A 21,429-nucleotide genomic window follows, 5' to 3' on the forward strand; every position below is an offset into this window, starting at 1 on the left:
TTCACGCTCCTAGCGATGACACCTTCCGGGGATACAAATTTGAATAAATGCGCTGAATGTCTTCGATTTTGGCAGGCCGACCGAGATGATACCCCTGCCCTGACGTGCAACCCGACAGGCGCACGAATTCCATCTGGTATTCGTTTTCGATGCCTTCCGCAGTGGTTTCAAGTCGTAGACTTTTTGCCAGTTGCAGGAGGTTCGTCACGACGGCCCGGCTCTCTGCATGATGCTCGACATTCATGATGAAGCTGCGGTCGATCTTTATCTTTGTGATGGGCAGGGTCAGAAGATAGCTGATGCCGGAGTAGCCTGTGCCGAAGTCATCGAGCGCGATGCGGATACCCAGGTCGCGTAGCTCTTCCAGCATTTCACGGCATTCGAGCGAGCATATCTGCGCGCTTTCCGTCAATTCCAGTTCAAGCCGCCTTGCCGGGATGCCGCAGGCAGCCAGAGACGCCTTGACCTTTTGGGCGAAATTGCCCTGCTGAAGTTGCAGTGGCGACACGTTGATCGCGATGAAAGAATCTGCTGGCAGCCTTGCGGCACCGGCACAAGCAGCTTTCATGACCCAGTCGCCGATCGCAACGATCTGCCCGGTCTTTTCAGCAACGGGAATGAAATCCGCAGGCGATACCCAGCCGAGCTTGGGATGTCGCCACCGCAGCAAGGCCTCGAAACCGACCGGGGCCGAACTCATGACGGAGAAAATCGGCTGATAATGCAGTTCGAATTCATGGTTGCGCAGAGCAGCGTCAAGGTCGTGCTGGAGGACATGACCCCGCTCGCCTGACATTTCCATGCCTTCCTTGAAAAAGCGGAACGTGCCTCGGCCTTCGGATTTCGCGGCGTAAAGCGCGATATCCGCTTTTTTCAAGAGCTCCGATATATCGACACCCTTGGACGTTTCGGTACAGATGCCGATGCTGGTACCGACAGAAATTTCCTTGCCCAGCAGCATGAAAGGACGCGTAGCGGAACGGATGATGTTGGAGGCGAGCTTGCTGGCTTCGACCAAAGCGTCCTTGCGTACCATCTGAAGGATAGCAAATTCGTCGCCCCCGAAGCGGGCGGCAACATCGCCTGGCCTCATCAGCAACGACAGTCTTTCTGCAAAGGAGACCAGAAGCGCGTCACCGCTGGCATGGCCCAGTCCGTCATTGATGGATTTGAAACGATCAAGGTCCAGCAGCATGATATTGAAGCGCTGGCCTTCTTCCGCCATCCGAACAAGAGCCTCGTCAAGCTTCTTTCCAAAAAACGCCCGGTTGGGAAGCCCGGTCAGAGGGTCATGGTGCGCGAGATGCTCCATGTGCTTGGCAACATCGCGGACCTGTCGCAAATGTTCCCGCTCGGCAACCGCTTCACGCAGGGTTTCGATTGCCACTGCCAAGCGGCCGATTTCATCATGCCGGTCCTGAAACGGGGTGATCGAACGCGTATCGTCGCGAGCAATCCGGCTGAGTGCACTGACCAGATCCGGCACAGGCTTGAAAACCTTGCGCATGATCAACGTTACGGCCACTCCGGTCAGCAACAGAATTGTTACCAGCAGCAGGAAGGAGTTGCGCAGAAGCTTGTTCTGGCTTTCCTGAAGGGCATTGGCCTCGCCGATGGTCGTTACGACCGCACCCTGAAGCTCATTCTTGAGGTTGACGATAGGAACATAGGCGACGAAATGCTTGATGTCGGCGATATCTGCAAAGCCGACGAAAAACCTGCTCGTGTCGACATAGTCGGGAAGCGTCAGAGAAAACCCGTTATCTGACCCCAGCGCCTCGGCTGAACTGATAAAGGGTTGATCGCTCGCGGCTTTCTGAAAGAGCCAGATGTTGTTCTTGGTCTGCGCGGCAGCGAGGCCCAACACATCAGACGGATTGAACCCGGTATCGAGAATGGAAGCATCGTCGCCCAGAGGACGTTCGCTGATGATCTTGGTAATCTGGCCATCATCGGCACTGTCGATTGCGATGAAGGTGTAGATGGAGCGGATGGCGGAGCTTGTCACCTGTGCGTTGAGTTCGGCCTGACGACGCCACTGCTCCAGCGAATCCCGCTCGACCATGACCCAGCCGATCGTCGCTCCCATGATGTAGGCCAAGACAACGCTGGAAACGAGGAAAACATTGATTTTCCAAAAAAGCGAATGATACCAGACAAGCCTTGGCTGGCCTGCCTGCAACTCACCACCCTCCCGTTCAACCTTACGTGCGTCATCGACCATTTGGCCTGAAACCTTTTCCCCGAAGGTCCAGACCCTAGCCTTTCATGCATTAACTCATGCTTTAAAAGACGTACCAAAACGCTATTCGCCACAACCATTCCGAGACATGGCAAACAAAACCTAAAAATCATGCGCCAGATTTTATGGCCGAAGGGAAAGCGCTGCTGTCACTAATGAAGAAGCGCGCTGCGATCACGGTATATGAGCCGGATTTTCGAGTGTTGCGAGCCCATGCACGACAGCAGATCAACGCACCTTCGAGCGCCAGCTGTAGGGGGCGTCCTTACGCGCCCAACGTGCATAAGGCGTCGGCGAAATACGGCTGGCCGTGTCGCTTGGTCAAACGGGCGCGGTTCCCAGATAGCTTTCCATGAGTGCTGGATTGCTGGACAGTTCGGAAGCCGGGCCCGACAGCTTTACCTCTCCCAATTCCATCAGGTAACCGTAGTCTGCGATTTCCAGCGCGGCGCGGGCATTCTGCTCCACCAGCAGAATCGATACACCACTCTCGCGAAGTTCCGAAACGATCTTCAATATATCCGCAACGATGCGCGGAGCGAGACCGAGACTCGGCTCGTCCAGAAGCAGCAGGCGCGGCTTGCTCATCAGTGCACGCGCAAGGGCCAGCATTTGCCGTTCCCCGCCGGAGAGTGTTCCGGCAAGTTGCTTGCGTCTTTCGCGAAGACGCGGGAAGCGATCATATAGCTGTTCGCTGGTTTCGGTCCTTTCGCGACGGGAACGCAGGAAGCCGCCCAGTTCGATATTATCCTCCACCGTCATGGTCGAAAACAGTTCCCGCCGTTCCGGCACGAGGCAGAAGCCTGCCGCCACACGCGCCTCCACTGAAGGGGGGACGGCTTTGCCGTCGTAAAGAACCGACCCGCTGCTGGGAATAATGCCCATGGCCGCGTTGAGAAGCGTCGTCTTGCCCGCACCATTTGCGCCGATGACGGTCACGATGCTTCCTGGCTGCATCGACAGCGAGACGCCCTGTACCACTTCGGCATGACCATAGGACACACGGATATCTGTCAATTCCAACAGGTGTCCGGTCATGCGGTGCCTCCCAGATAGGCGGCGATGACGGCAGGATGAGTTCGAACCTCCTGTGGCTTTCCATCCGCAATCAGAGTTCCGAAATCCAGAACCACGAGCTGATCCACCAGACCCATCACGAAGCCCATATCATGTTCGACAAGCAGCACGCTGACACCCTCCTGTCGCAATTTCTTGAGCAAAGCGGCTAGCTCCTGCTTTTCCGCGTGGCGCAAACCTGCGGCTGGCTCGTCCAGAAGAACGAGCGCAGGGTCCGCCGCCAGTGCGCGCGCGATTTCCAGAATGCGGATCTGGCCAAGCGCCAGATCGCCCGCCGGCCGGTGCATCAGGCTAGACAGACCAACGCGCTCCACCTGTTTTGCGGCTTCGGCCAGCAAAGTCGCCTCCTCCTTGCGCTCTGCCCGAAGGAAACTGCGCAGGACACCGGCAGAGCCCCGGAGATGTGCACCGAGGGCGACATTTTCCAGCACCGACATTTCCGGCAGAACCTTCGCATGCTGGAATGTTCGGGCGATGCCGAACCGGGCAATCCTGCGCGGATTGAGGCCCGATATGGACTGTCCGCGATAGGTCACGGCACCCGCCGTCAGCCCGAGGATTCCCGTGATGAGATTGAAGGTCGTGCTTTTTCCGGCCCCGTTTGGCCCGATCAATCCGACGATTTCGCCCGCATTGATACGGAAGCTGACGTCGTTGACCGCGACCAGACCGCCAAACTGCTTGCGTGCTTTTTCCACCGTCAGCAGTGGCGCACCACGCTCGGGCATCGGGCGGCGGTCAAGATCGCTTTCGCTTTTGGCCAGGCGTCGTTCTGTTCGGCGCGTGCGGACCCACTGTATGACAAGCGGCCATAGGCCTTCGCGAGCCACCTGGAGAATGGCCACCAGCAACAAGCCGAAGACGACCATCTCGACATTGGTCGTCGTGCCGACGAGATCGGGCAGAAAGCGTTGCAAAACCTCTTTCAGCACAAGAATGACGGCAGAGCCGAAGATCGCACCCCAAACATAGCCTGCACCGCCGACGACGGCCATCAGCAGATATTCGATGCCCATGTTCAGGCCGAAGGGTGTGGGATTGACCGAGCGTTGCATATGCGCGTAGAGCCAGCCCGAAAGGGCTGCCAGCAAGCCAGCAAAGACAAACACCGTCAGCTTTGCGCGCACGATGTTGACACCGAAAGCCTCCGCCGCCTGAGCACCGCCACGCAGAGCGCGTATGGCACGACCGACACGCGAATCCAGCAGGTTAATCGCGCCGATGGCGACCAGGATAACGAAGCCCCAGATGACGTAGAAAATGGATTGGCTGCTGAGAAACGCGTAGCCGCCGACCGATAGCGGCGGAATTCCCGTAATGCCATCATAGCTTCCAAGCAAATCCATCTTGCCGAAGAGATAGTAGAGCGCCAGGCCCCAGGCGATGGTTCCGAGCGGCAGAAAATGGCCGGACAGGCGCACGGTTATGAAGCCCAGAAGAAGGGCCATGCCAGCTCCCATCAGAAGCGATAGTGGCAAGGTCGCCCAGGGGGAAAAGCCGTATGCTGTCGTCAGCACCGCTGTCGTATACGCCCCGAACCCGCAAAAGGCGGCTTGGCCGAATGACGTCAACCCGCCGACGCCCGTCAAGAGAACCAATCCGATGGCGACCAGCGAAGCAAGGCCGATATTGTTCATCAGCGTCAGCCAGAAAGGCGGCACCGGCAAAAGCGGAAAGATCGCTAGAGCCAGCAAGGCAGCAAGCGGGAGGATGGAAAACGTACGCCTGCTCATTTTCAATCCTCTTCGTGGTGTCCGGCACCGAAGGAAAGCCAGACCAGCACGGGTATGATCAGGCCGAACACGATGACTTCCTTGTACGCACTGGCAAAAAACGATGAAAAAGCTTCCACCAGACCGACACCGATGGCTGCCACCGCCGTCAAAGGAAAGTTGCCCAGACCTCCAAGGATGGCGGCGACAAATCCCTTCAAGCCGATCAGAAACCCGGTGTCGTAATAGATGGTGGTCACCGGAGCGATCAACACGCCCGATATCGCGCCAATGATCGCCGCGAGTACCAGTGCTGTCACTCCGGTCAACTGGGTTCTGACACCGACCAGCCTGGCACCCAGGCGGTTGACGGCGGTTGCGCGCAGAGCTTTGCCCAACAGTGTTTTCTCGAAGAAGAGATAGAGCCCGACGATGATCAGGATCGTGACGCCGTAGATCCAGAGGCTTTGCGTCGTCACCACCAGCGGACCAAGCGGGAAACTGCCCTCTGCCAGAGGTCTGGCCCGCAGACCTTCGGGTCCGAAAAAGACGAGACCCAGTCCCATCATGAACAGGTGGACGCCCAGCGAAGCGATCAGCAGTACCAGCACCGAAGCGTCGACCAACGGTCTGTAAACGATCCGATAGATGTAATAGCCCATGGGCGCGATGATGAGAACCGCGAGTCCGGCGCGCAAAATGGCGGGAAGCTCAATAGGGGCCATGAGAGCGACCAGCCCGTAGATTGCTGCCGGCAAAGCCAGATTGACGACAAGCGACCGGATGAAGGATGTGAGGTTGAAACCACGACGCAGAGCCCACAGGTCCAGCGCCATCGCCGCCATGCCGAAAGCGATCAGCATCGGCGCAGTGCCAGGAATTTTTCCCGAATCCAGAAGAGCGAGCGACAGAGCGCCATAGGCCACGAACTCGCCTTGGGGGATGAAGATGATGCGCGTCACCGCAAAGACCAGCACCAGCGCCAGCCCCAACAACGCATAGATCGCGCCATTGGTAACGCCGTCCTGAATCAGAAAGGTTGCAATCGTGGCGTCCAAATCCATTCCCCAATCCGTTGGTGTTCATGCGCGATCCAAAGCGCGGGAGGCTGCGTCTCACTGTTTCTTTCGCAGCCGCCCGGCCATTGAGATCATTTCAGCAGATTGAACTTCCCGTCCTTTGCCGTCAGCAAAACGACACCCCGATCATCGAGACCATAATGATCGGTGGCTGAGAACTGGAAGACGCCGTGGGTTGCCGGGAATGGACCGCCAGTTTCGATGGCGTCACGCAGCGCATCGCGGAACTCCTTGGTGCCGGGCTTGGCCTTTGCAAGGGCGACAGGGACGGACTTTTTCAGAATGATCATCGCGTCCTGCATATGAGAGCCGAACTGGGTGCGTGTACCCGCACCGTACTTGCCTTCATAGGCGGTGACATAAGCCAGGCCCTCGGCCTTGGTCTCCGATGTATCCGGCTGATCTTCCGCAACCATCACAGGCCCCGAGGCAAAAACGGTGTTTTCAGCACTCTTGCCGGCAATCCGCAGAAAATCGAAGGTGACGGCGCCGATCGTCTGGTAGATTGGGCCGGTGAAGCCTCGTTCGCGAAGACCAAGCTGCGGCAGCGCTGCCCCCGTACCTGAAGCGCCAATCAGGACTGCATCCGGTCTCGATGCCACCACTTTGAGGACCTGACCTGCAACGGATGTGTCGGGACGTGCAAAGCGCTCATCCACCACCATGTTCAGCCCGTACTCCCCACCAAGCTTTTTGAACTGGTCGACCCACTGGTTTCCATAGGAGTCGGAAAAGCCGATATAACCGACCGTTTTGACGCCATCTGCCTTCATTTTTGCAAAAAGGTGGCGAGACACGAGTTCCGCGCTCTGCGGCAACACGAAACTCCAGCCCTTGGCAACCGGGGGCGGCAACGGCGATGGAACCAGATGCGGTACGCCCGCTTCGGCAGCCACGCCCGCCACGGCAATGGCACCCGGTACGAGCGCAGAACCGATGATCACATCGGCCTTGTCGTCATTGGCAAAGCGCCGGGCATTGGTCGTGGCAAGAGAGGGATCGCCAGCATCGTCGAGCAGGATGACACGAACCTTTTCACCTGCGATTTCCGATGGCCACAGCTCGATGGAGTTTTTCAGTGGAATACCGAGTGCCGCACCGGGGCCAGTGGTGGGTATCGTAACGCCGATGGTGATGTCGGCAAGCGCTGGAAGCGTGGAAAGCGTCAACGCGACGCTGGCCAAGGCGGCAACTCTGCTCAGTGAATGTCTCATGTCGTTCCTCCCGTTAACATGCGAATGTGAATGGTCGAGCGCCTGTGATGACGGCCTCGCCGTGACTATGATGATCGCAACCGTGATTGGCAGGCAGGCGCAGCGAAAGCCACGCCGCCACAGCACTCCAAGCAGCCCGCATGTAGCCATCGGCCATGTAAAAGGCGGCCTCAGGCTCTGCTGAGAGGCGGGTCATTTCCTTGCTCATCGTCAGCAGGTTTTCGATTGCGTTCGTCGCATGGCTGGACGAGGGCTGATCTGTCGCGGCTTCGATATCGCGTCTTGCCAGCGTTTCAAAAGCGGCAAGCCCGCGACCCTCGTCCCGCCACAGGCGGCGGGTCAGAAAGTCAAGCGCCTGCATGCCGGTCGTGCCCTCATAGATCGACATGATACGGCTATCGCGAAGATACTGTTCGACAGGCCATTCGCGCGTATAGCCCGCGCCGCCGAGAACCTGCATGGCACGGCTAGCCGTATCGAAACCGATTTCCGCCCCGAAATTCTTGACCAGAGGCAGCAACCATGCCGCAAAATCTGCGTGGAAAGCCCGGTCCGCGTCATCGCTGGATAATGTTGCCAAATCCATTGCGGCAGCCAGTTCCAGAACGGCAGCGCGCAGAATTTCCGTCTGGCGGTCGAGAACAGCCAATTGCCTCTGCACGTCCGGGTGCGCCGCTATAGCGACGGGCTGATGATCCGCCGGCCCGCCCTGTCGCCGCTCCAGGGCGTAGATGTGAGCAACATCGCAGGCCGCACAGGCTATGCCCAAACCCTGACAACCTGTCGAAAGCCGCATGCGCTCGATCATCGTAAAAAGCTGCGGCAGGCCGCTGCCTTCACGGCCCAGCATTATGGCCCGCGCATTGTCGAAATGAAGAACACAGGTGGGCGAACCGTGCAGACCCATCTTTTCCTCTATACGGTCTACAGCGATACGGTTCCGAACTCCCTCGAAATCGTCAGGCACGAGAAACAAGCTGAGCCCTCTGGTGCCCGGCTGGTCGTTCGTTCGCGCCAGAAGGCAGTGACCGATGCGTGTGGTAATGTCGTGATCGCCAAAGGATATCCAGGATTTGACCCCGGAGATTTGCCAATGGCCATCCTTGAAAACGCCCCGTGTCCTGATCCGCCCGACATCGGACCCCGCATCAGGCTCCGAAATGCAAATCGTCGCGGACCACTCTCCCGCGATCAACTTCCCGACCCACTCCTTCGCCGTATCTTCGTCGGCGGCTTGCGCCAGCAGAAACCCTGCGGCGCGGGAGGAACCTGCCAACATCATCAGCGAAACACAGGCACGTTCGAAGAGCGGCGCGCAAGCAGCCTGAAGTGTCTGAGGAAGACATTGCCCGCCAAAGGCATGCGGCAAATCCATACCGAGCCAGCCCGCCTGGCAGAAACGACGATAAGCGTCCGCAAAACCAGATGGTGTGCGGACCCGGCCATCGACCAATTCGCATCCTTCCCGGTCACCCACGCCATGCAGCGGCGCCAGCACCGTTGCGGCAAAAGTCGCCGCCTCCGACAGAATGGCTGAGACCGTACTGTCGTCCAGATCGGGATGGACGGCGCGGACCGCCCGCCAGCCGGGCGTCTTGCCCAGCAGTTCGATCGTCTTTTCAACCTGCCGATCGAAACCCGTCATGGCCCGACTACCGTGCCTGCATGCGAATGGCGCCATCGAGCCGGATGACTTCGCCGTTCACATATCGGTTTTCGATGAGATATCGCACCGTATCGGCGAATTCCGCCGGATCTCCCAAGCGCGCCGGATAAGGAATTGCCGCAGCCAGACTGTCCTGCGTTTCCTGCGGGAGGCTGTGGAGAAGGGGCGTCAGAAACAGGCCCGGAGCAATAGTATTGACGCGAATGCCAAAGCGCGAAAGTTCGCGCGCCGCAGGCAGCGCCATCGAAACGATGCCGCCTTTCGATGCGGCATAGGCGACCTGTCCCACCTGCCCCTCGAATGCTGCAACAGAGGCCGTATTGACAATCACGCCACGCGCCTTGTCGTCCCGCTCCTCGGCTTTGGCCATGTGCGCCGCAGCCAGACGCATCATATTAAACGTGCCAACCAGATTGACGTTGATGACGCTCTGGAATGCCGCAAGCGGCATCGGCCCCTCGCGCCCGAGAATGCGGGCTGCAGGACCTATACCGGCGCAATTGACAAGAATGCGCAGTCCGTCGCCCGCCTGAACCGCTTGCGCAACCACCTTTTCCGCGTCTTCTTCACTGGTCACATCACCAGCAATCGCAATGCCACCAATGTCTCTGGCGACCTTGGTGGCCGCATCGGCATTGCGGTCGAACACATGCACGATCGCGCCCGTAGAGGCCAGAAGGCGGGCGACGGCCTCTCCCAAACCGGAGCCACCGCCGGTAACGACTGCGCTGGAGCCCTCGATCTTCATGCTGCAACTTCCTTTTCGGTCATGATGACATCAGGCGACCCACGATAGAGTTGCTCCACCATATCCTTTCGCAGGGACAGCATGGCCCTCTGATTGAGCGACCCTTTGTCGGTAATTTCACCCTTGTCGAGACGTGGTGCGTCCTTGATGACGAGTATCCGGGAGACCCGCGTTGCAGAACCCGTGGCCCGCTTCTGGTGCCGCTTCAAAGCTTCGATAAGTGCGCGCCTGACCGACGGATGCGTCAGGATGTCCTGCTCCTTCATCTTGGTCGCAGCCGGGCCAATGGCTTCTTGCAGTGCCGGAATGGACACGATCACCAACGCACCCAACTCCTGGCGATTTTCACCTGTGATCACCGCATCGCGGATGAGACCCGCGAAGTCATCGACAAGCGTGGCCCGGAGTTTGCCGACAGAGACCCATGTTCCTGTCTGAAGCTTGAAGTTCTCTGCGGTGCGACCATCAAAGTAAAAGCCATGTGAGGGATCGCCAGCTTTTGCAAAACGAACCGCATCACCGATCCTGTAGAAACCCTCTTCATCGAAGGCCTTCGCGGTCAGTTCCTCGTTGCGCCAATAGCCGGGGGTCACGTTCGGGCCCTTCAAACGCAACTCGTATTTGTCCTCGAAAGGGACGAGCTTCATTTCCATTCCCTGTGCGGGGATACCGATATTGCCCGGCTGGTCCTGCGGAGCGGTACAATAAAGAGAGAAAGGCCCGGTTTCCGTCGCACCGAGACCCGTACCCAACGGCACGCGGGTGCCAATGGTCTGCTCGGCCAGTGCATTCAGCGCATCCCATGTGTGCTGGGCCATTCCGGCTCCCGCATACATCATCAGCTTCAAATCCTTGAAAAAGCTTTTGCGCAGCACATCGTCGTTGCGCATCGCCTGCACAAGCATTTCGTAACCTGCAGGTACGTTGAAATACCAGGTGGGAGAAATCTCGCGCAGATTGGCAATCGTCCTGCCGATCAACTGAGGGGACGGTTTGCCGTGGTCCACATAGTAGGTCCCGCCGTTATATGTCGCGTTGTTGAAAAGCTTGTTGCCACCGGCGGTGTGGTTCCATGGGCTCCAGTTGACGAGGACCGGCGGCTCGTCCTTGAGAAACGCATAGCAGTCGACAATCATTTCCTGGTTGGAACACAGCATGCGTTGCGTCTGGATGACGGCTTTGGGTGAACCTGTTGTTCCTGAGGTGAAGAGGAACTTCGCTATCGTATCAGGGCCTGTCCGTGCGAAAGCGGCATCCACGAAAACGGTCGCTGCCGTTTGAAGGATATCTGCGAACAAATATGTATTGGCCCGCCCCACAGGCGGATTGCGCAAAACGACGACCGGCATCGCCGCACCGAATGCATGATCGACGGCATCCATCAACCGATTGCCATCCTCAACGAAAACAAGTCCGGGCGTAACCTGCCTTGCGATATCACGCAGCTTTTCAAACTCGCCAGCAAACGCAGCATAACTCGGTGAAATGGCGACTGAGGGAATGCCAACATGCTGCGCACCCAATGCCATGAGAGCGTGCGTGACGGAGTTTTCTGCGAGGATAACAAGCGGGCGCTCGACACTCAGCTGCATGTCGAGCAGCGCCTGCCCCGTGCACCTTATATGATCCACGGCGTCGCGATAGGTCACTCGTCGCCAGCCGTCGCCTTCGCGTTCCGCCATCCATGTACGCTCAGGCGCAACGCCTGCCCAATGGAGCAGTCTTTCATTCATTTTTTCGGGATAGGGGCCGAGCGGGTCTTCACGCCAGACCTTGATCGATCCGTCGTCATCCGTTTTCCAGCCGAGTTTCGGCGACCAGAATTTGACGCGTCGAATTGCCCTCTCGTTCATGACTCCTCCCAGACGTCAATCGCGTGATGTGCGGAGTTGCGCTTTGTCAGCTCCTTAAATTTTGTTTACAAGGAAACAATCTATCTGTAAACAATCAAATCCACAGAACCTGAATTTGTGATGTGCGGAGGCTTCAACCGATGAGCGATCATCAGCAACGGGATTTTGTGACCTACGAGCTGCGGGGTGATATTGCACTTGTCGGCCTCAATCGACCTGAAAAACGCAATGCAATCAGTGACGCTTTCGTGGAAACCATTGCCAAGGCGGTGGAGCGCGCACAGAACGAGGCAAAGGCAGCCGTTCTGTTTGGCCACGGAGATCATTTCTGTGCGGGTCTCGATCTGGCCGAACATGTGAAGAAGAGCCCGATCGAGGGCGTGCGCGGCTCACGCCGTTGGCACGCCGTTTTCGCGGGGATCGAACATGGCACAATCCCCTGGTTTTCGGCACTGCATGGTGCGGTCATCGGCGGCGGGTTCGAGCTGGCTGCTGCGACCCATGTACGGATCGCCGACCGGACCGCTTTTTTTGCCCTGCCGGAAGGCCAGCGCGGCATCTTCGTCGGCGGCGGCGGTTCCGTGCGGGTTGCGCGTCTGACCGGGGTGGCGCGCATGACCGACATGATGCTCACGGGACGGGTGGTGTCTGCCGACGAGGCCGAACGCTGGAACATCACGCAATATGTGGTGGAAGCAGGCGACGCCGTCGAAAAGGCCATGGAGCTTGCACGAAAAGCTGCGAGCAATGCGGAAATCTCGAATTATGCTGTCATAAACGCCTTGCCGCGCATTCAGGATATGGCAAAGGAGGACGGGCTTTTCGTCGAATCCTTCATTTCCTCGTTTACGGCAACAAGCCCGGAAGCGGAGGAGCGACTTCGGGCTTTTCTCGAAAAGCGGGTTGCCAAGGTGAAAGCGCCAGGCGCAACCTGACCCTTATAGCGCAGACCAAGGATGAGACATGGATACGCTGGTTCGCACCTGTGAAAAAGTCGATCTCGAGCGGTTGAACACTGCGCCGGGATTTTTGCTTCGACTGGCACAATTGCGGGTCTACGAGCAGTTTTTCTCGGAAGTCGGCGAACGCGGGCTGAAGCCCGGCGAGTTCTCCGTGCTGTGGGTCATCCGCAACAATCCAGGCATCAGGCAAAGCATCCTTGGCCAGAGCCTGATGATCAAGCGCGCACATATGACCAAGCTGATCCGCGCACTGGAAGATCAAGGGCTGTTATCGCGGCACATTCCTGACGAGGACCGTCGGGCGGTAGAACTCACCCTGACGGCGAAGGGCGATAAGGAAGCGGAAATCGCGTCCGATTGGTTCTTTGCCTATGAGGAGGGCGTGGGCTCCATGCTTAGCGAGGCGGAACGGCAGCAGCTCCTGGTCTTGTTGCGAAAATTTATCGGTATCTGACAAAAGTTTTCATGGGAGGACATGATGAACATCGATGAGCTCGTTGCCATCGACGTGCACACGCACGCCGAAGAGCCATGCGGTTGCCAGCGTGATGATGGCTATCACGAATTTCAGGCCGGCATGGCCCGCTATTTCAGAAACCCGGCCGGTGCACAGGGCATGTTGCCCACGGTGCAGGAAACGGCCAGCTACTATCGTGAGCGCAAGATCGGCTGCGTGATCTTCCCCGTGGATGCCGAGCGCGAAACGGGCTTTCGTCGCTATGACAATGAGGAGGTGGCAAGGATCGCCGCAGAGAACAGCGACATCATGATCCCCTTTGCCTCAATCGACCCGGCAAAAGGCAAGATGGGCGCGCGTGAGGCTCGACGTCTGGTCCGCGAGTTCGGCGTCAAGGGCTTCAAGTTTCATCCGACAATGCAGGGTTTTTACCCCAACGATCGGAGTGCCTATCCGCTCTATGAAGCCATTCAGGAAGAGGGAGCGATCGCGCTGTTCCATACCGGGCAGACCGGTGTAGGTGCAGGCCTTCGTGGCGGTATGAGCATGCGGCTGAAATATTCCAACCCGATCCACCTTGACGACGTCGCAGTCGATTTTCCTGACATGCCGATCATCATGGCGCACCCCTCCTTTCCCTGGCAGGAAGAAGCCCTGGCTGTCGCCACACACAAGCCCAATGTCTACATCGACATGTCCGGCTGGTCTCCGAAATACTTCCCCCCCATTCTCGTCCAATATGCCAACACACTGCTGAAGCATAAGATGCTTTTCGGCTCCGACTGGCCCGCCATCACGCCGGATCGCTGGCTCGGCGATTTCGAGAAGATCGATATTCGCGACGACGTTCGCCCCCTCATTCTCAAAGAAAACGCCCGCAAGCTTTTCAAGTTGTAAGAGTGTTGCCCGGTGCAGCGCGCTGCCGCACCGGGCAAAGTATTAAAGCGTGCGCTGTGGTGAAGGACCGATGTATCGCGATTGCGGACGGATGAGCTTTCCGACCCGGTCCTGTTCCAGCACATGGGCGGTCCAGCCCGCCATGCGTCCTGCGGCAAAGACGTTGGTGAAGCTCTCCCGTGGGAAACCGACGGATTCAAGCACAAGCGCAGTATAGAATTCGACATTGGTTTGCAGCGGTCGCAGCGGTTTCTTCTGTGCCAGCAATGCCAAGGCCTCGCGCTCGACCGCCTCGGCAAAGCCTATACGTCCACCGCTATCGCGCAATGCAGCAACTGCGGTCTTGAGCACATCTGCCCGCGGATCACGAACGCGATAGATGCGGTGACCAAAACCCATCAAACGCTCCCCTCGCCCAAGCGCATCCGTAAGCCACGACTGAATATTGTGTTCGGCGCCAATGGCGTCGAGCATGTCCAGCACCGGGCCTGGTGCGCCGCCATGCAATGGCCCTTTGAGCGCGCACAAAGCGCCAATGACCGAGGAGAACATGCCCGCTTTCGTCGATGCTATGACGCGTGCTGTAAATGTTGAGGCATTGAGACCGTGATCCGCCACCGTGACGAGATATGTATCGAGCGCGCCGACCAATTCCGAACCAACCTCTTTGCCGTGCAGCATTTTCAGGAAGTCCGCCGAATGGCTCACGTCTGGATCGGGCGCGACAGGGTCGAGGCCAGCGCGACTGCGGGCGATGGCAGCAGCAAAGACCGGAACCGCAGCAACCGCGACGATATAGTGATAATCTGTCTCCTCATCTGAGAGCTGCGAAAGAAGCAGTCGCAACGCTTCGACCTGCGTGAGCTCTGCTGTGGCTGCGAGACCGTCCTTCACTAAGGGGAATATTCGGGCTCTCGCCCGGCCCAGCGCAGCGGCTATTTCCGCCTCGCTACTGGGACCAGCAGCAAAGTCCCTCCAGAGAAGACCGAGAACTGCTTCGAAGCTGCGGCTGGAAAGTTGAGCCAGATCATACCCCCGTACGATCAGCCTGCCTTCCGCACCATCGACATGACTCAACACGGTTTCGGCAGCGACGATGTTTTCCAAACCCGGGCTGAGCGTTTCTGGAACGGCGGCAGAATGCGAAGTATTCGATAAGGTGTTCATGATTATCCTCACGGGTTGACTTTCGTAAGGATGATGATTGAATCAATATAATCAATCTTGATTCAATCAATCAATGTCGAAATATGAGCAGAACTGACCAATTTATCGACGCGGACACCGCCTCCAGAACACTCGGCATTAGCCGAGCAACTCTTTAAGCCTATGTCAGTCGCGGACTGGTAAAAACGATTGAAGCGCCCGACGATCCGCGGCGGCGGATGTACAGCAATCATGACATAGAGCTTTTGAAAAAGAACAAAAGCGTGGGACGAAAACCGCGTGAAGTGGCGGCTACCACGCTGGATTGGGGGCTGCCGGTTCTGCCGTCCGGCATCACTTTGATTCAGGATGGCAAGCTCTTTTATCGCGGCAGCGACGTGCAAAAGCTCGCAAAGACCAACACGCTGGAAGATCTGGCGCGCCACCTGTGGGAATGCGGCGAAAGCGATCCTTTTGCATCGGTCAGAACCTCGCCCTGGAACGAAGCGCTGCTAGCATTGACGCGGCCTTTACCGCTGACGGAACGATGCCACGTTCTGCTGTCCTTCGTGGACGCGGCCCGAGTGACCGCATGGCAAAGAGACAACAAAACGCTCTGGCAGAGCGCCGCCGCACTTCTGCGTGCCATGACGGCTGCCGCAATTGCAAGCCAGCCTGCAAACGAAGCCACCCACCATCACCTTGCAACCTGCTGGGGCCTTGATGCTGCTGGGGCAGACATCATCCGCCGTGCGCTGGTGCTGCTTGCCGACCATGAGTTGAACGCCTCAGCCTTTGCCGTACGTGTGGTCGCCTCGACCGGTGCATCGCTGGGTGCATGTCTTGACGCCGGACTTTCTGCGTTGAGCGGACCTTTGCATGGTGGCATGACGAGCCTTGTGGAAATTCTGTTCGATGAAATTGAAGGGGCGTCCGACGCTGCAACTGTCGTGGAGCGAAGATTACGGCGCGGCGACACCCTGCCCGGCTTCGAACATCCGCTTTATCCAGATGGCGATCCGAGAGCGGCAGCCCTTCTTGCTCTGTTGCCTCACCATGAGAAAAGGCAATCGCTGGTTCAGACGATGGCCGAAACCACCGGCAAGCTTCCGACGATCGATGTCGCGCTCGTTTCCGTTCGCCGTGAGTTGCGACTGCCGCCGGGCGCCGCGTTGACGCTGTTTGCCATCGGGCGCACGGTGGGCTGGATGGCACATGCCTTCGAGCAGTTTCGAGAGAAAAAACTGATCCGCCCGCGGGCCCGCTATTGCGGACCGTCGCCGCAAGGTGATGAAGGATAATTGTTTCTTCTCGAATATATGTTGAAGACCATGTAATTCGGGATGTTGCACCGGCGCTTCACTTGCCAGCATCGTAAATGACTGCAATGAAATCCTCCTGAGTTGACCTTACGGGAGGGTGTTGCATGACAACGATGACAGAGGCGAACATAAGACTTGGCGCTATTCTCGCCGAGGCTGAAAATAAGCAGTCATCCCTCAGCGTGGCGAAACTCGAAAGCAGCGGTCTTGTGCCGGATACGCTGGAAACCGGCATGGCGGCGCAGGCCATTGCGACAGCCGCGATCGGAAAGGCGGTCGGCGGCTGGAAGATCACGTCCAACAGCGGTCGCGTCGTGGCGGCCCCACTTCTCGATGTCTACGATACCGATACGCCGACCGCGCTCGAAGTCCCCAAACCGGGCTGCGTGGGTGTCGAGATCGAACTGTGCTTCGTGCTTGCAAACGACATTCCCCCACCCGCGCCAGGCCAGGAGTACAGCCGCGAGGACATCGTCTCTCATGTGGCATCCGTGCACCTGGGAGCGGAACTGGCAAGCTACCGCCTCATAGAAGAAAACAAGGCACCTTTCCCCCTGTTTCTGGCAGACCGGCTCGGCAATCATTCTTTCGTTCTGGGGCCAAAAATCGAACGTGACCTTATTGCACGCGTTGCCAACGAGGATGCGACGCTCCCTGTCCTTGTGCTGGAGGGCGATGAAACCGTACTGTTTGCCGCGCAACCGAAACACCCACAGGGTGATGCGCTGGCACCCCTTCTTGCCTATGCCAATCGACCGCTTGACCATCTGGGCGGATTGAGGCGCGGTCAGGTCGTGACAACCGGCAGCATCTGCGGGCTGCTCAGACTATCCGGCCAGAGGTCAATCAGGGCGGCATGGGGCGACATCGCGGAGCTGGCAATCAGCCTGCCCGCCTGAACCCAAGCACCTTCCGAAAACAGCCTGAAGCGCGGTAATGAACGTGAGACCGCGCTGCGTACCCATGACTTTTCACAGGGTGCGAAAGCCAATTATTCTCATTTCCGCCACAAACGAAATCCGCATCGCTGTTACACTCTTCGCAGGAGGAATTGTCTGGGAGGACAGTTTAAACAGGAGATACGTCGATGGCGAATTCGATCATGAATGCTCTTGGAAAGCCGCTCTATTACAGCGACACATCAACAGGCTTCTTTTCGGCAACCGGCTCCGGTCCAGACCTTTACGGAACTGCGCGGAACGATTCGATGTGGGGCGACAGCAGCGTCAATGTGACGATGCGCGGCGGCACCGGTGACGACATCTACTATCTCTATTCGACCATCAACCGCGCCGTGGAAGCGCCCGGCGAGGGTATCGACACGATCAATACGTGGATGAGCTACACGCTTCCCGACAATATCGAAAACCTGATCGTCACCGGGGACGGGCGGAACGCATTCGGAAACGGTCTCGACAACATCATTAGTGGCGGGTCCGGCAAACAGACCATCGATGGCGGCGCTGGCAACGATGTTCTAATCGGAGGGGGCGGAGCCGATACGTTCGTTTTTGCCAAAGGCAACGGCACGGATCTGGTCACCGATTTCGGCTCTGACGACATCATCCGTCTGGACGGTTACGGTGTAACCTCGTTCGACAGTCTGATGAGTGCTTCCACCCAGAAGGGCGAGAATCTCTGGCTGAATTTCGACAATGGTGAAAGCGTGGTCATGGCCAATACGACGGCGAATGATCTCTCGGCCGATCAGTTTCGTCTCACGCTGGATCGATCTCAGCTAACGAGCACCTTCACCGACGAATTCAATTCGCTTTCGCTCAGCAACGGGCAAACAGGCGTCTGGGAACCCAAATTCTGGTGGGCGGGCGACGAAGGCGGAAGCCTTCACACGAACTCTGAAAAGCAATGGTACATTAATCCGGCCTATCAGCCGACATCGTCGGTCAATCCCTTCTCCGTCCAGAATGGGGTACTCACCATCAAGGCCGCCCCGACACCGGATGCGATTTCTGACGCTGTGAACGGTTATGACTACACGTCAGGCATGTTGACCACCCATCCCTCCTTTTCACAGACTTATGGCTATTTCGAAATCCGCGCCGACATGCCGAGTGATCAGGGCGTGTGGCCAGCTTTCTGGCTGCTGCCCACGGACGGACGCTGGCCGCCCGAACTGGATGTGGTGGAAATGCGCGGCCAAAACCCAAACACGCTGATCCTGTCCGCCCACTCCAACGCATCGGGCCAGCAAACATCGACCATCAACAACGTCACCGTAAGCAGCACTGAAGGCTTCCACAAATATGGACTTCTATGGGAAGAAGACCATATCACCTGGTATTTCGACGATGTCGCCGTGGCACAGATCGACACCCCTGCGGATATGCATGATCCAATGTATATGCTGGTCAATCTGGCGGTCGGCGGAATTGCCGGGACACCCGCAAACGGGCTCCCCAATGGTTCGGAAATGAAGATCGATTACATCCACGCCTATTCGATCGATGATCCGGCAGCGACGTCCGTCGGTCAGTCGACCGCTGCTGACCATTTGCTGGTATGACTCATCGCGCGTTCCGGTCTGCCGAAACGCGCGTCACAGGCCCGCCGTCTTGGCACGAAGAGCATCGTTGGCGTAGTGCGCTTTCTTTTGCTCGTACATGTTGATATCCGCACGCCTGATCATTGCTTCCAGCGTCTCTCCCGGTTCGCTGGTAGCAACGCCGATGGAGATACCGAGCGGTGCAGTCGAATAGAACTGGTTGTTGATCTTCAGTAATTCATAGATCGTATCGACCATCGTAGACGCTGCCTGCTTGTCGGCACCCGGCATCAGAACCGCGAATTCGTCACCGCCTATTCGGGCTGCATGGTTGGGTGCCGTTACAACACCATTCAGAACCTCCCCCAGCCGACGCAGAAGCTGATCGCCCGCGTCGTGACCCAGCGTGTCATTGGCCTGTTTGAGGGCATTCAGATCGATGATGATGGCTGACACGGGACGCAAACTGTTGCGCTCCAGACGGTTCAGTTCGTCCGAATAAAAGGCTCGATTGTAGAGCTTCGTCAACACGTCGTGTTTGCCGAGATATTCCAGATAGGCTTCCGCCTTCTTGCGCGCGGTAATGTCGGTCAGCGCAACCTGCACCAGCGACCAGTCATGTTCATGACCTGGAAAGACCGAGAAGTGAAGAAGTAGATGGCGCTCCGAGCCATCGAGCGCATAATTGACCACTTCGCGCTGCTGAAACAGGACGCCATTCCACAGATCGATCAACTGTTCACGAAAGGCCTTGTCCATCTCATCGCGAAACACGTCGCCTAGCCGGTGCATCAGCGTCTGCTCATCGGCAGCGCAGAAGAGATCGAGAGTCGCCTTGTTGACCTCGATCACCCGGATTTCGCTCATGCACTGACGTACGAATTCTGGATGAACATCCATGAAAATACGGAAATCGACAATGCCTCTGCTTTTGATGTCTTCGATCAGTCGCTTGATGTGGCTGAAGTCCTCGACCCAGAGCGATACCGGGGAGTGCTCGAACATACCTTCGGCATAGCGACGGTTGCTTTGCTCGAGCCGCCGGGCTTCTTCGCGCTCTGTCACGTCCTCCGTGGTGATAAGGATGCGCTCCAGCGTATCTTCGTAACCGGGGATGACCGCACCGCGCAATTGTATGTCCAGCCTCTGACCGCTGAGCGAATAATTCACAGCATGGCTCGAAAATCTGGATTTCCCCTGCCAGAGTGCCTCGAGCTCCGTGATGTGGCTTTCGAGCATGTCGTCGCGGAAGACCCGCTGCAGATTGGCAAGCAGGTGGTCGAAATCACGCGCGGCGAACAGTTCAAGCGTCTTGTCGTTGACTTTCAACACCCGGATTTTCTCAGAGCAGGCCTGCACGCGACCGAGGTCTTCGAGAAGGTAGGCCCTGATATCCGCCACACCTTGCTGACGCCAGATATCGAACTGCCGCTTCACGTCTGAAAAGTCCTCGATCCACATCGCAACGGGAGCGAGGTCGAAGATATTTGCATCAAGTGACTGCGTCATGGGCATGGTCTCGGATTTACGACTTCGGAGTCGTTCGCGCGACAAACATCCGCGAGAACCGTAAGCGAGATGGCCTTGTAGAGCAGAGGCCACATGGCTGGTGCAGTGCACCATAGGCACCAGTTTTACGCAATTGCGAGAAAAAGCAAATTACCAAAGCTTAACATGGCGATTGACGTCTTTGTACAGAAGGTAGCGGAAGCGACCGGGGCCACCTGCATAGCAGGCTTGGGGACAAAAGGCTCGCAGCCACATGAAGTCTCCAGCCTCGACCTCCACCCAGTCATTGTTCAGCCGATAGACCGCCTTGCCTTCCAGAACGAAGAGACCATGCTCCATGACATGGGTCTCCATGAAGGGAATGGTCGCACCGGGCTCGAAGGTGACGATGTTGAGGTGCATATCGTAACGACCGTCGGCAGGATCTATAAAGCGCGTCGTCGCCCATTTGCCATCGGTCTCCGGCATCGCCGAAAGTTCATGCTCATCCTCATGGGTGAAGATGGCTGGCGGCAACTCCAGTCCCTCGACCACATCGAAGACTTTGCGGACCCAATGAAATTTGGCAGGGCTTTGCCCCGTGGCACGGATTTTCCACGCATTGCCAGCGGGGATGTAGGCAAAGGAACCGGCTCGCATCGAATGGTGCGATCCCGCATGCTCGATCGTCATTTCACCCTCCACCACGAAGAGTGCCGCCTGCGCTCTTGCGTCGGGCTCGGGCCTGTCGCTGCCACCTCCCGGCATGACCTCCATCACATATTGAGCAAATGTCTCAGAAAAACCGGTCATCGGTCGGGAGATGATCCAGGCGCGTGTCGCGTCCCAGTGCGGAAGGACGCTGGTGACGATATCCGACATGACCCGCTTTGGAATAACCGCATAGGCCGTCGTGAATGTGGCTTTGCTTGAGAGAAGCTCCGTCTGACCGGGAAGCCCACCGAAATCCGCGTAGTATCGATTTTTTGCCATGATGCACTCCAACCTCATGCTAATTTCATGGACTGCTTTAATGCCTTTCGGGATCAAATGGAATCGCCCT

At 57.6% G+C, this 21,429-nt stretch carries 17 protein-coding genes; 6 read left to right on the forward strand and 11 right to left on the reverse strand.

Annotated features, from left to right (window positions below; genetic code table 11):
* Window position 1: 1 nt before the first annotated feature.
* From ASF29_RS13775 to ASF29_RS13810, 8 genes are all read right to left on the reverse strand, one after another.
* Window positions 2-2,224: an EAL domain-containing protein gene (locus ASF29_RS13775; protein ID WP_062451231.1), complete on the reverse strand. Its 2,223-nt coding sequence runs from the start codon at window positions 2,222-2,224 to the stop codon at window positions 2-4.
* 339 nt (window positions 2,225-2,563) lie between these two features.
* The gene (locus tag ASF29_RS13780; protein WP_062451232.1) at window positions 2,564-3,280 is read right to left on the reverse strand and encodes an ABC transporter ATP-binding protein; all 717 of its coding nucleotides are present in this window, start codon (window positions 3,278-3,280) and stop codon (window positions 2,564-2,566) included.
* Window positions 3,277-5,052 carry a branched-chain amino acid ABC transporter ATP-binding protein/permease gene (locus ASF29_RS13785; protein WP_062451233.1) on the reverse strand — a complete coding sequence of 592 codons (1,776 nt, stop codon included), beginning with the start codon at window positions 5,050-5,052 and terminating at the stop codon, window positions 3,277-3,279. Before ASF29_RS13785 ends, ASF29_RS13780 begins: the two co-directional genes overlap by 4 nt.
* A gap of 2 nt (window positions 5,053-5,054) precedes the next feature.
* Window positions 5,055-6,089 (reverse strand): branched-chain amino acid ABC transporter permease, encoded by a 1,035-nt coding sequence (locus ASF29_RS13790; protein WP_062451313.1) that lies wholly within the window; start codon window positions 6,087-6,089, stop codon window positions 5,055-5,057.
* A gap of 92 nt (window positions 6,090-6,181) precedes the next feature.
* Window positions 6,182-7,324 carry an ABC transporter substrate-binding protein gene (locus ASF29_RS13795; RefSeq protein ID WP_062451234.1) on the reverse strand — a complete coding sequence of 381 codons (1,143 nt, stop codon included), beginning with the start codon at window positions 7,322-7,324 and terminating at the stop codon, window positions 6,182-6,184.
* Window positions 7,325-7,337: 13 nt separating this feature from the next.
* Window positions 7,338-8,969, reverse strand: coding sequence for an acyl-CoA dehydrogenase family protein (locus ASF29_RS13800; protein ID WP_082453508.1), 1,632 nt, complete (start codon window positions 8,967-8,969; stop codon window positions 7,338-7,340).
* 7 nt (window positions 8,970-8,976) lie between these two features.
* Complete coding sequence (locus ASF29_RS13805) at window positions 8,977-9,738, reverse strand: SDR family NAD(P)-dependent oxidoreductase (protein ID WP_062451235.1); 762 nt, start codon at window positions 9,736-9,738, stop codon at window positions 8,977-8,979.
* Window positions 9,735-11,591: a feruloyl-CoA synthase gene (locus ASF29_RS13810; RefSeq protein WP_062451236.1), complete on the reverse strand. Its 1,857-nt coding sequence runs from the start codon at window positions 11,589-11,591 to the stop codon at window positions 9,735-9,737. The genes ASF29_RS13805 and ASF29_RS13810 overlap by 4 nt, the downstream gene beginning before the upstream one ends.
* Window positions 11,592-11,731: 140 nt before the next feature.
* On the opposite strand from ASF29_RS13810, the gene ASF29_RS13815 reads away from it, so the two are divergent.
* The 3 genes from ASF29_RS13815 to ASF29_RS13825 are packed head-to-tail and all read left to right on the forward strand — an operon-like array spanning window position 11,732 to window position 13,907.
* Window positions 11,732-12,526 carry a crotonase/enoyl-CoA hydratase family protein gene (locus tag ASF29_RS13815; RefSeq protein WP_062451237.1) on the forward strand — a complete coding sequence of 265 codons (795 nt, stop codon included), beginning with the start codon at window positions 11,732-11,734 and terminating at the stop codon, window positions 12,524-12,526.
* Window positions 12,527-12,554: 28 nt separating this feature from the next.
* On the forward strand, window positions 12,555-13,007 hold the full coding sequence (locus tag ASF29_RS13820; RefSeq protein WP_062451238.1) for a MarR family transcriptional regulator: 453 nt from the start codon (window positions 12,555-12,557) through the stop codon (window positions 13,005-13,007).
* Window positions 13,008-13,028: 21 nt separating this feature from the next.
* Entirely contained in the window at window positions 13,029-13,907 is an 879-nt protein-coding gene (locus ASF29_RS13825) for an amidohydrolase family protein (protein ID WP_062451239.1), read from the forward strand.
* Window positions 13,908-13,949: 42 nt separating this feature from the next.
* Here the strand turns inward: ASF29_RS13825 and ASF29_RS13830 are convergent, their stop codons facing one another.
* Entirely contained in the window at window positions 13,950-15,074 is a 1,125-nt protein-coding gene (locus ASF29_RS13830) for a citrate synthase/methylcitrate synthase (protein ID WP_062451240.1), read from the reverse strand.
* A gap of 263 nt (window positions 15,075-15,337) precedes the next feature.
* On the opposite strand from ASF29_RS13830, the gene ASF29_RS13835 reads away from it, so the two are divergent.
* The 3 genes from ASF29_RS13835 (at window position 15,338) to ASF29_RS13845 (ending at window position 18,899) form a co-directional block, all read left to right on the forward strand.
* Complete coding sequence (locus tag ASF29_RS13835; protein WP_244473556.1) at window positions 15,338-16,354, forward strand: citrate synthase; 1,017 nt, start codon at window positions 15,338-15,340, stop codon at window positions 16,352-16,354.
* A 125-nt stretch (window positions 16,355-16,479) separates the two neighbouring features.
* Window positions 16,480-17,274: a hypothetical protein gene (locus tag ASF29_RS13840; RefSeq protein WP_062451241.1), complete on the forward strand. Its 795-nt coding sequence runs from the start codon at window positions 16,480-16,482 to the stop codon at window positions 17,272-17,274.
* A gap of 188 nt (window positions 17,275-17,462) precedes the next feature.
* Entirely contained in the window at window positions 17,463-18,899 is a 1,437-nt protein-coding gene (locus ASF29_RS13845; RefSeq protein WP_062451242.1) for a family 16 glycosylhydrolase, read from the forward strand.
* Window positions 18,900-18,932: 33 nt separating this feature from the next.
* Here ASF29_RS13845 and ASF29_RS13850 read toward each other — a convergent pair whose 3' ends face one another.
* Window positions 18,933-20,387 (reverse strand): sensor domain-containing diguanylate cyclase, encoded by a 1,455-nt coding sequence (locus tag ASF29_RS13850; RefSeq protein WP_062451243.1) that lies wholly within the window; start codon window positions 20,385-20,387, stop codon window positions 18,933-18,935.
* A 150-nt stretch (window positions 20,388-20,537) separates the two neighbouring features.
* Complete coding sequence (locus tag ASF29_RS13855) at window positions 20,538-21,359, reverse strand: bifunctional allantoicase/(S)-ureidoglycine aminohydrolase (protein ID WP_062451314.1); 822 nt, start codon at window positions 21,357-21,359, stop codon at window positions 20,538-20,540.
* Window positions 21,360-21,429 lie beyond the last annotated feature (70 nt).

The organism is Rhizobium sp. Leaf262, assembly GCF_001422245.1.
Taxonomy (GTDB): Bacteria; Pseudomonadota; Alphaproteobacteria; order Rhizobiales; family Rhizobiaceae; genus Agrobacterium.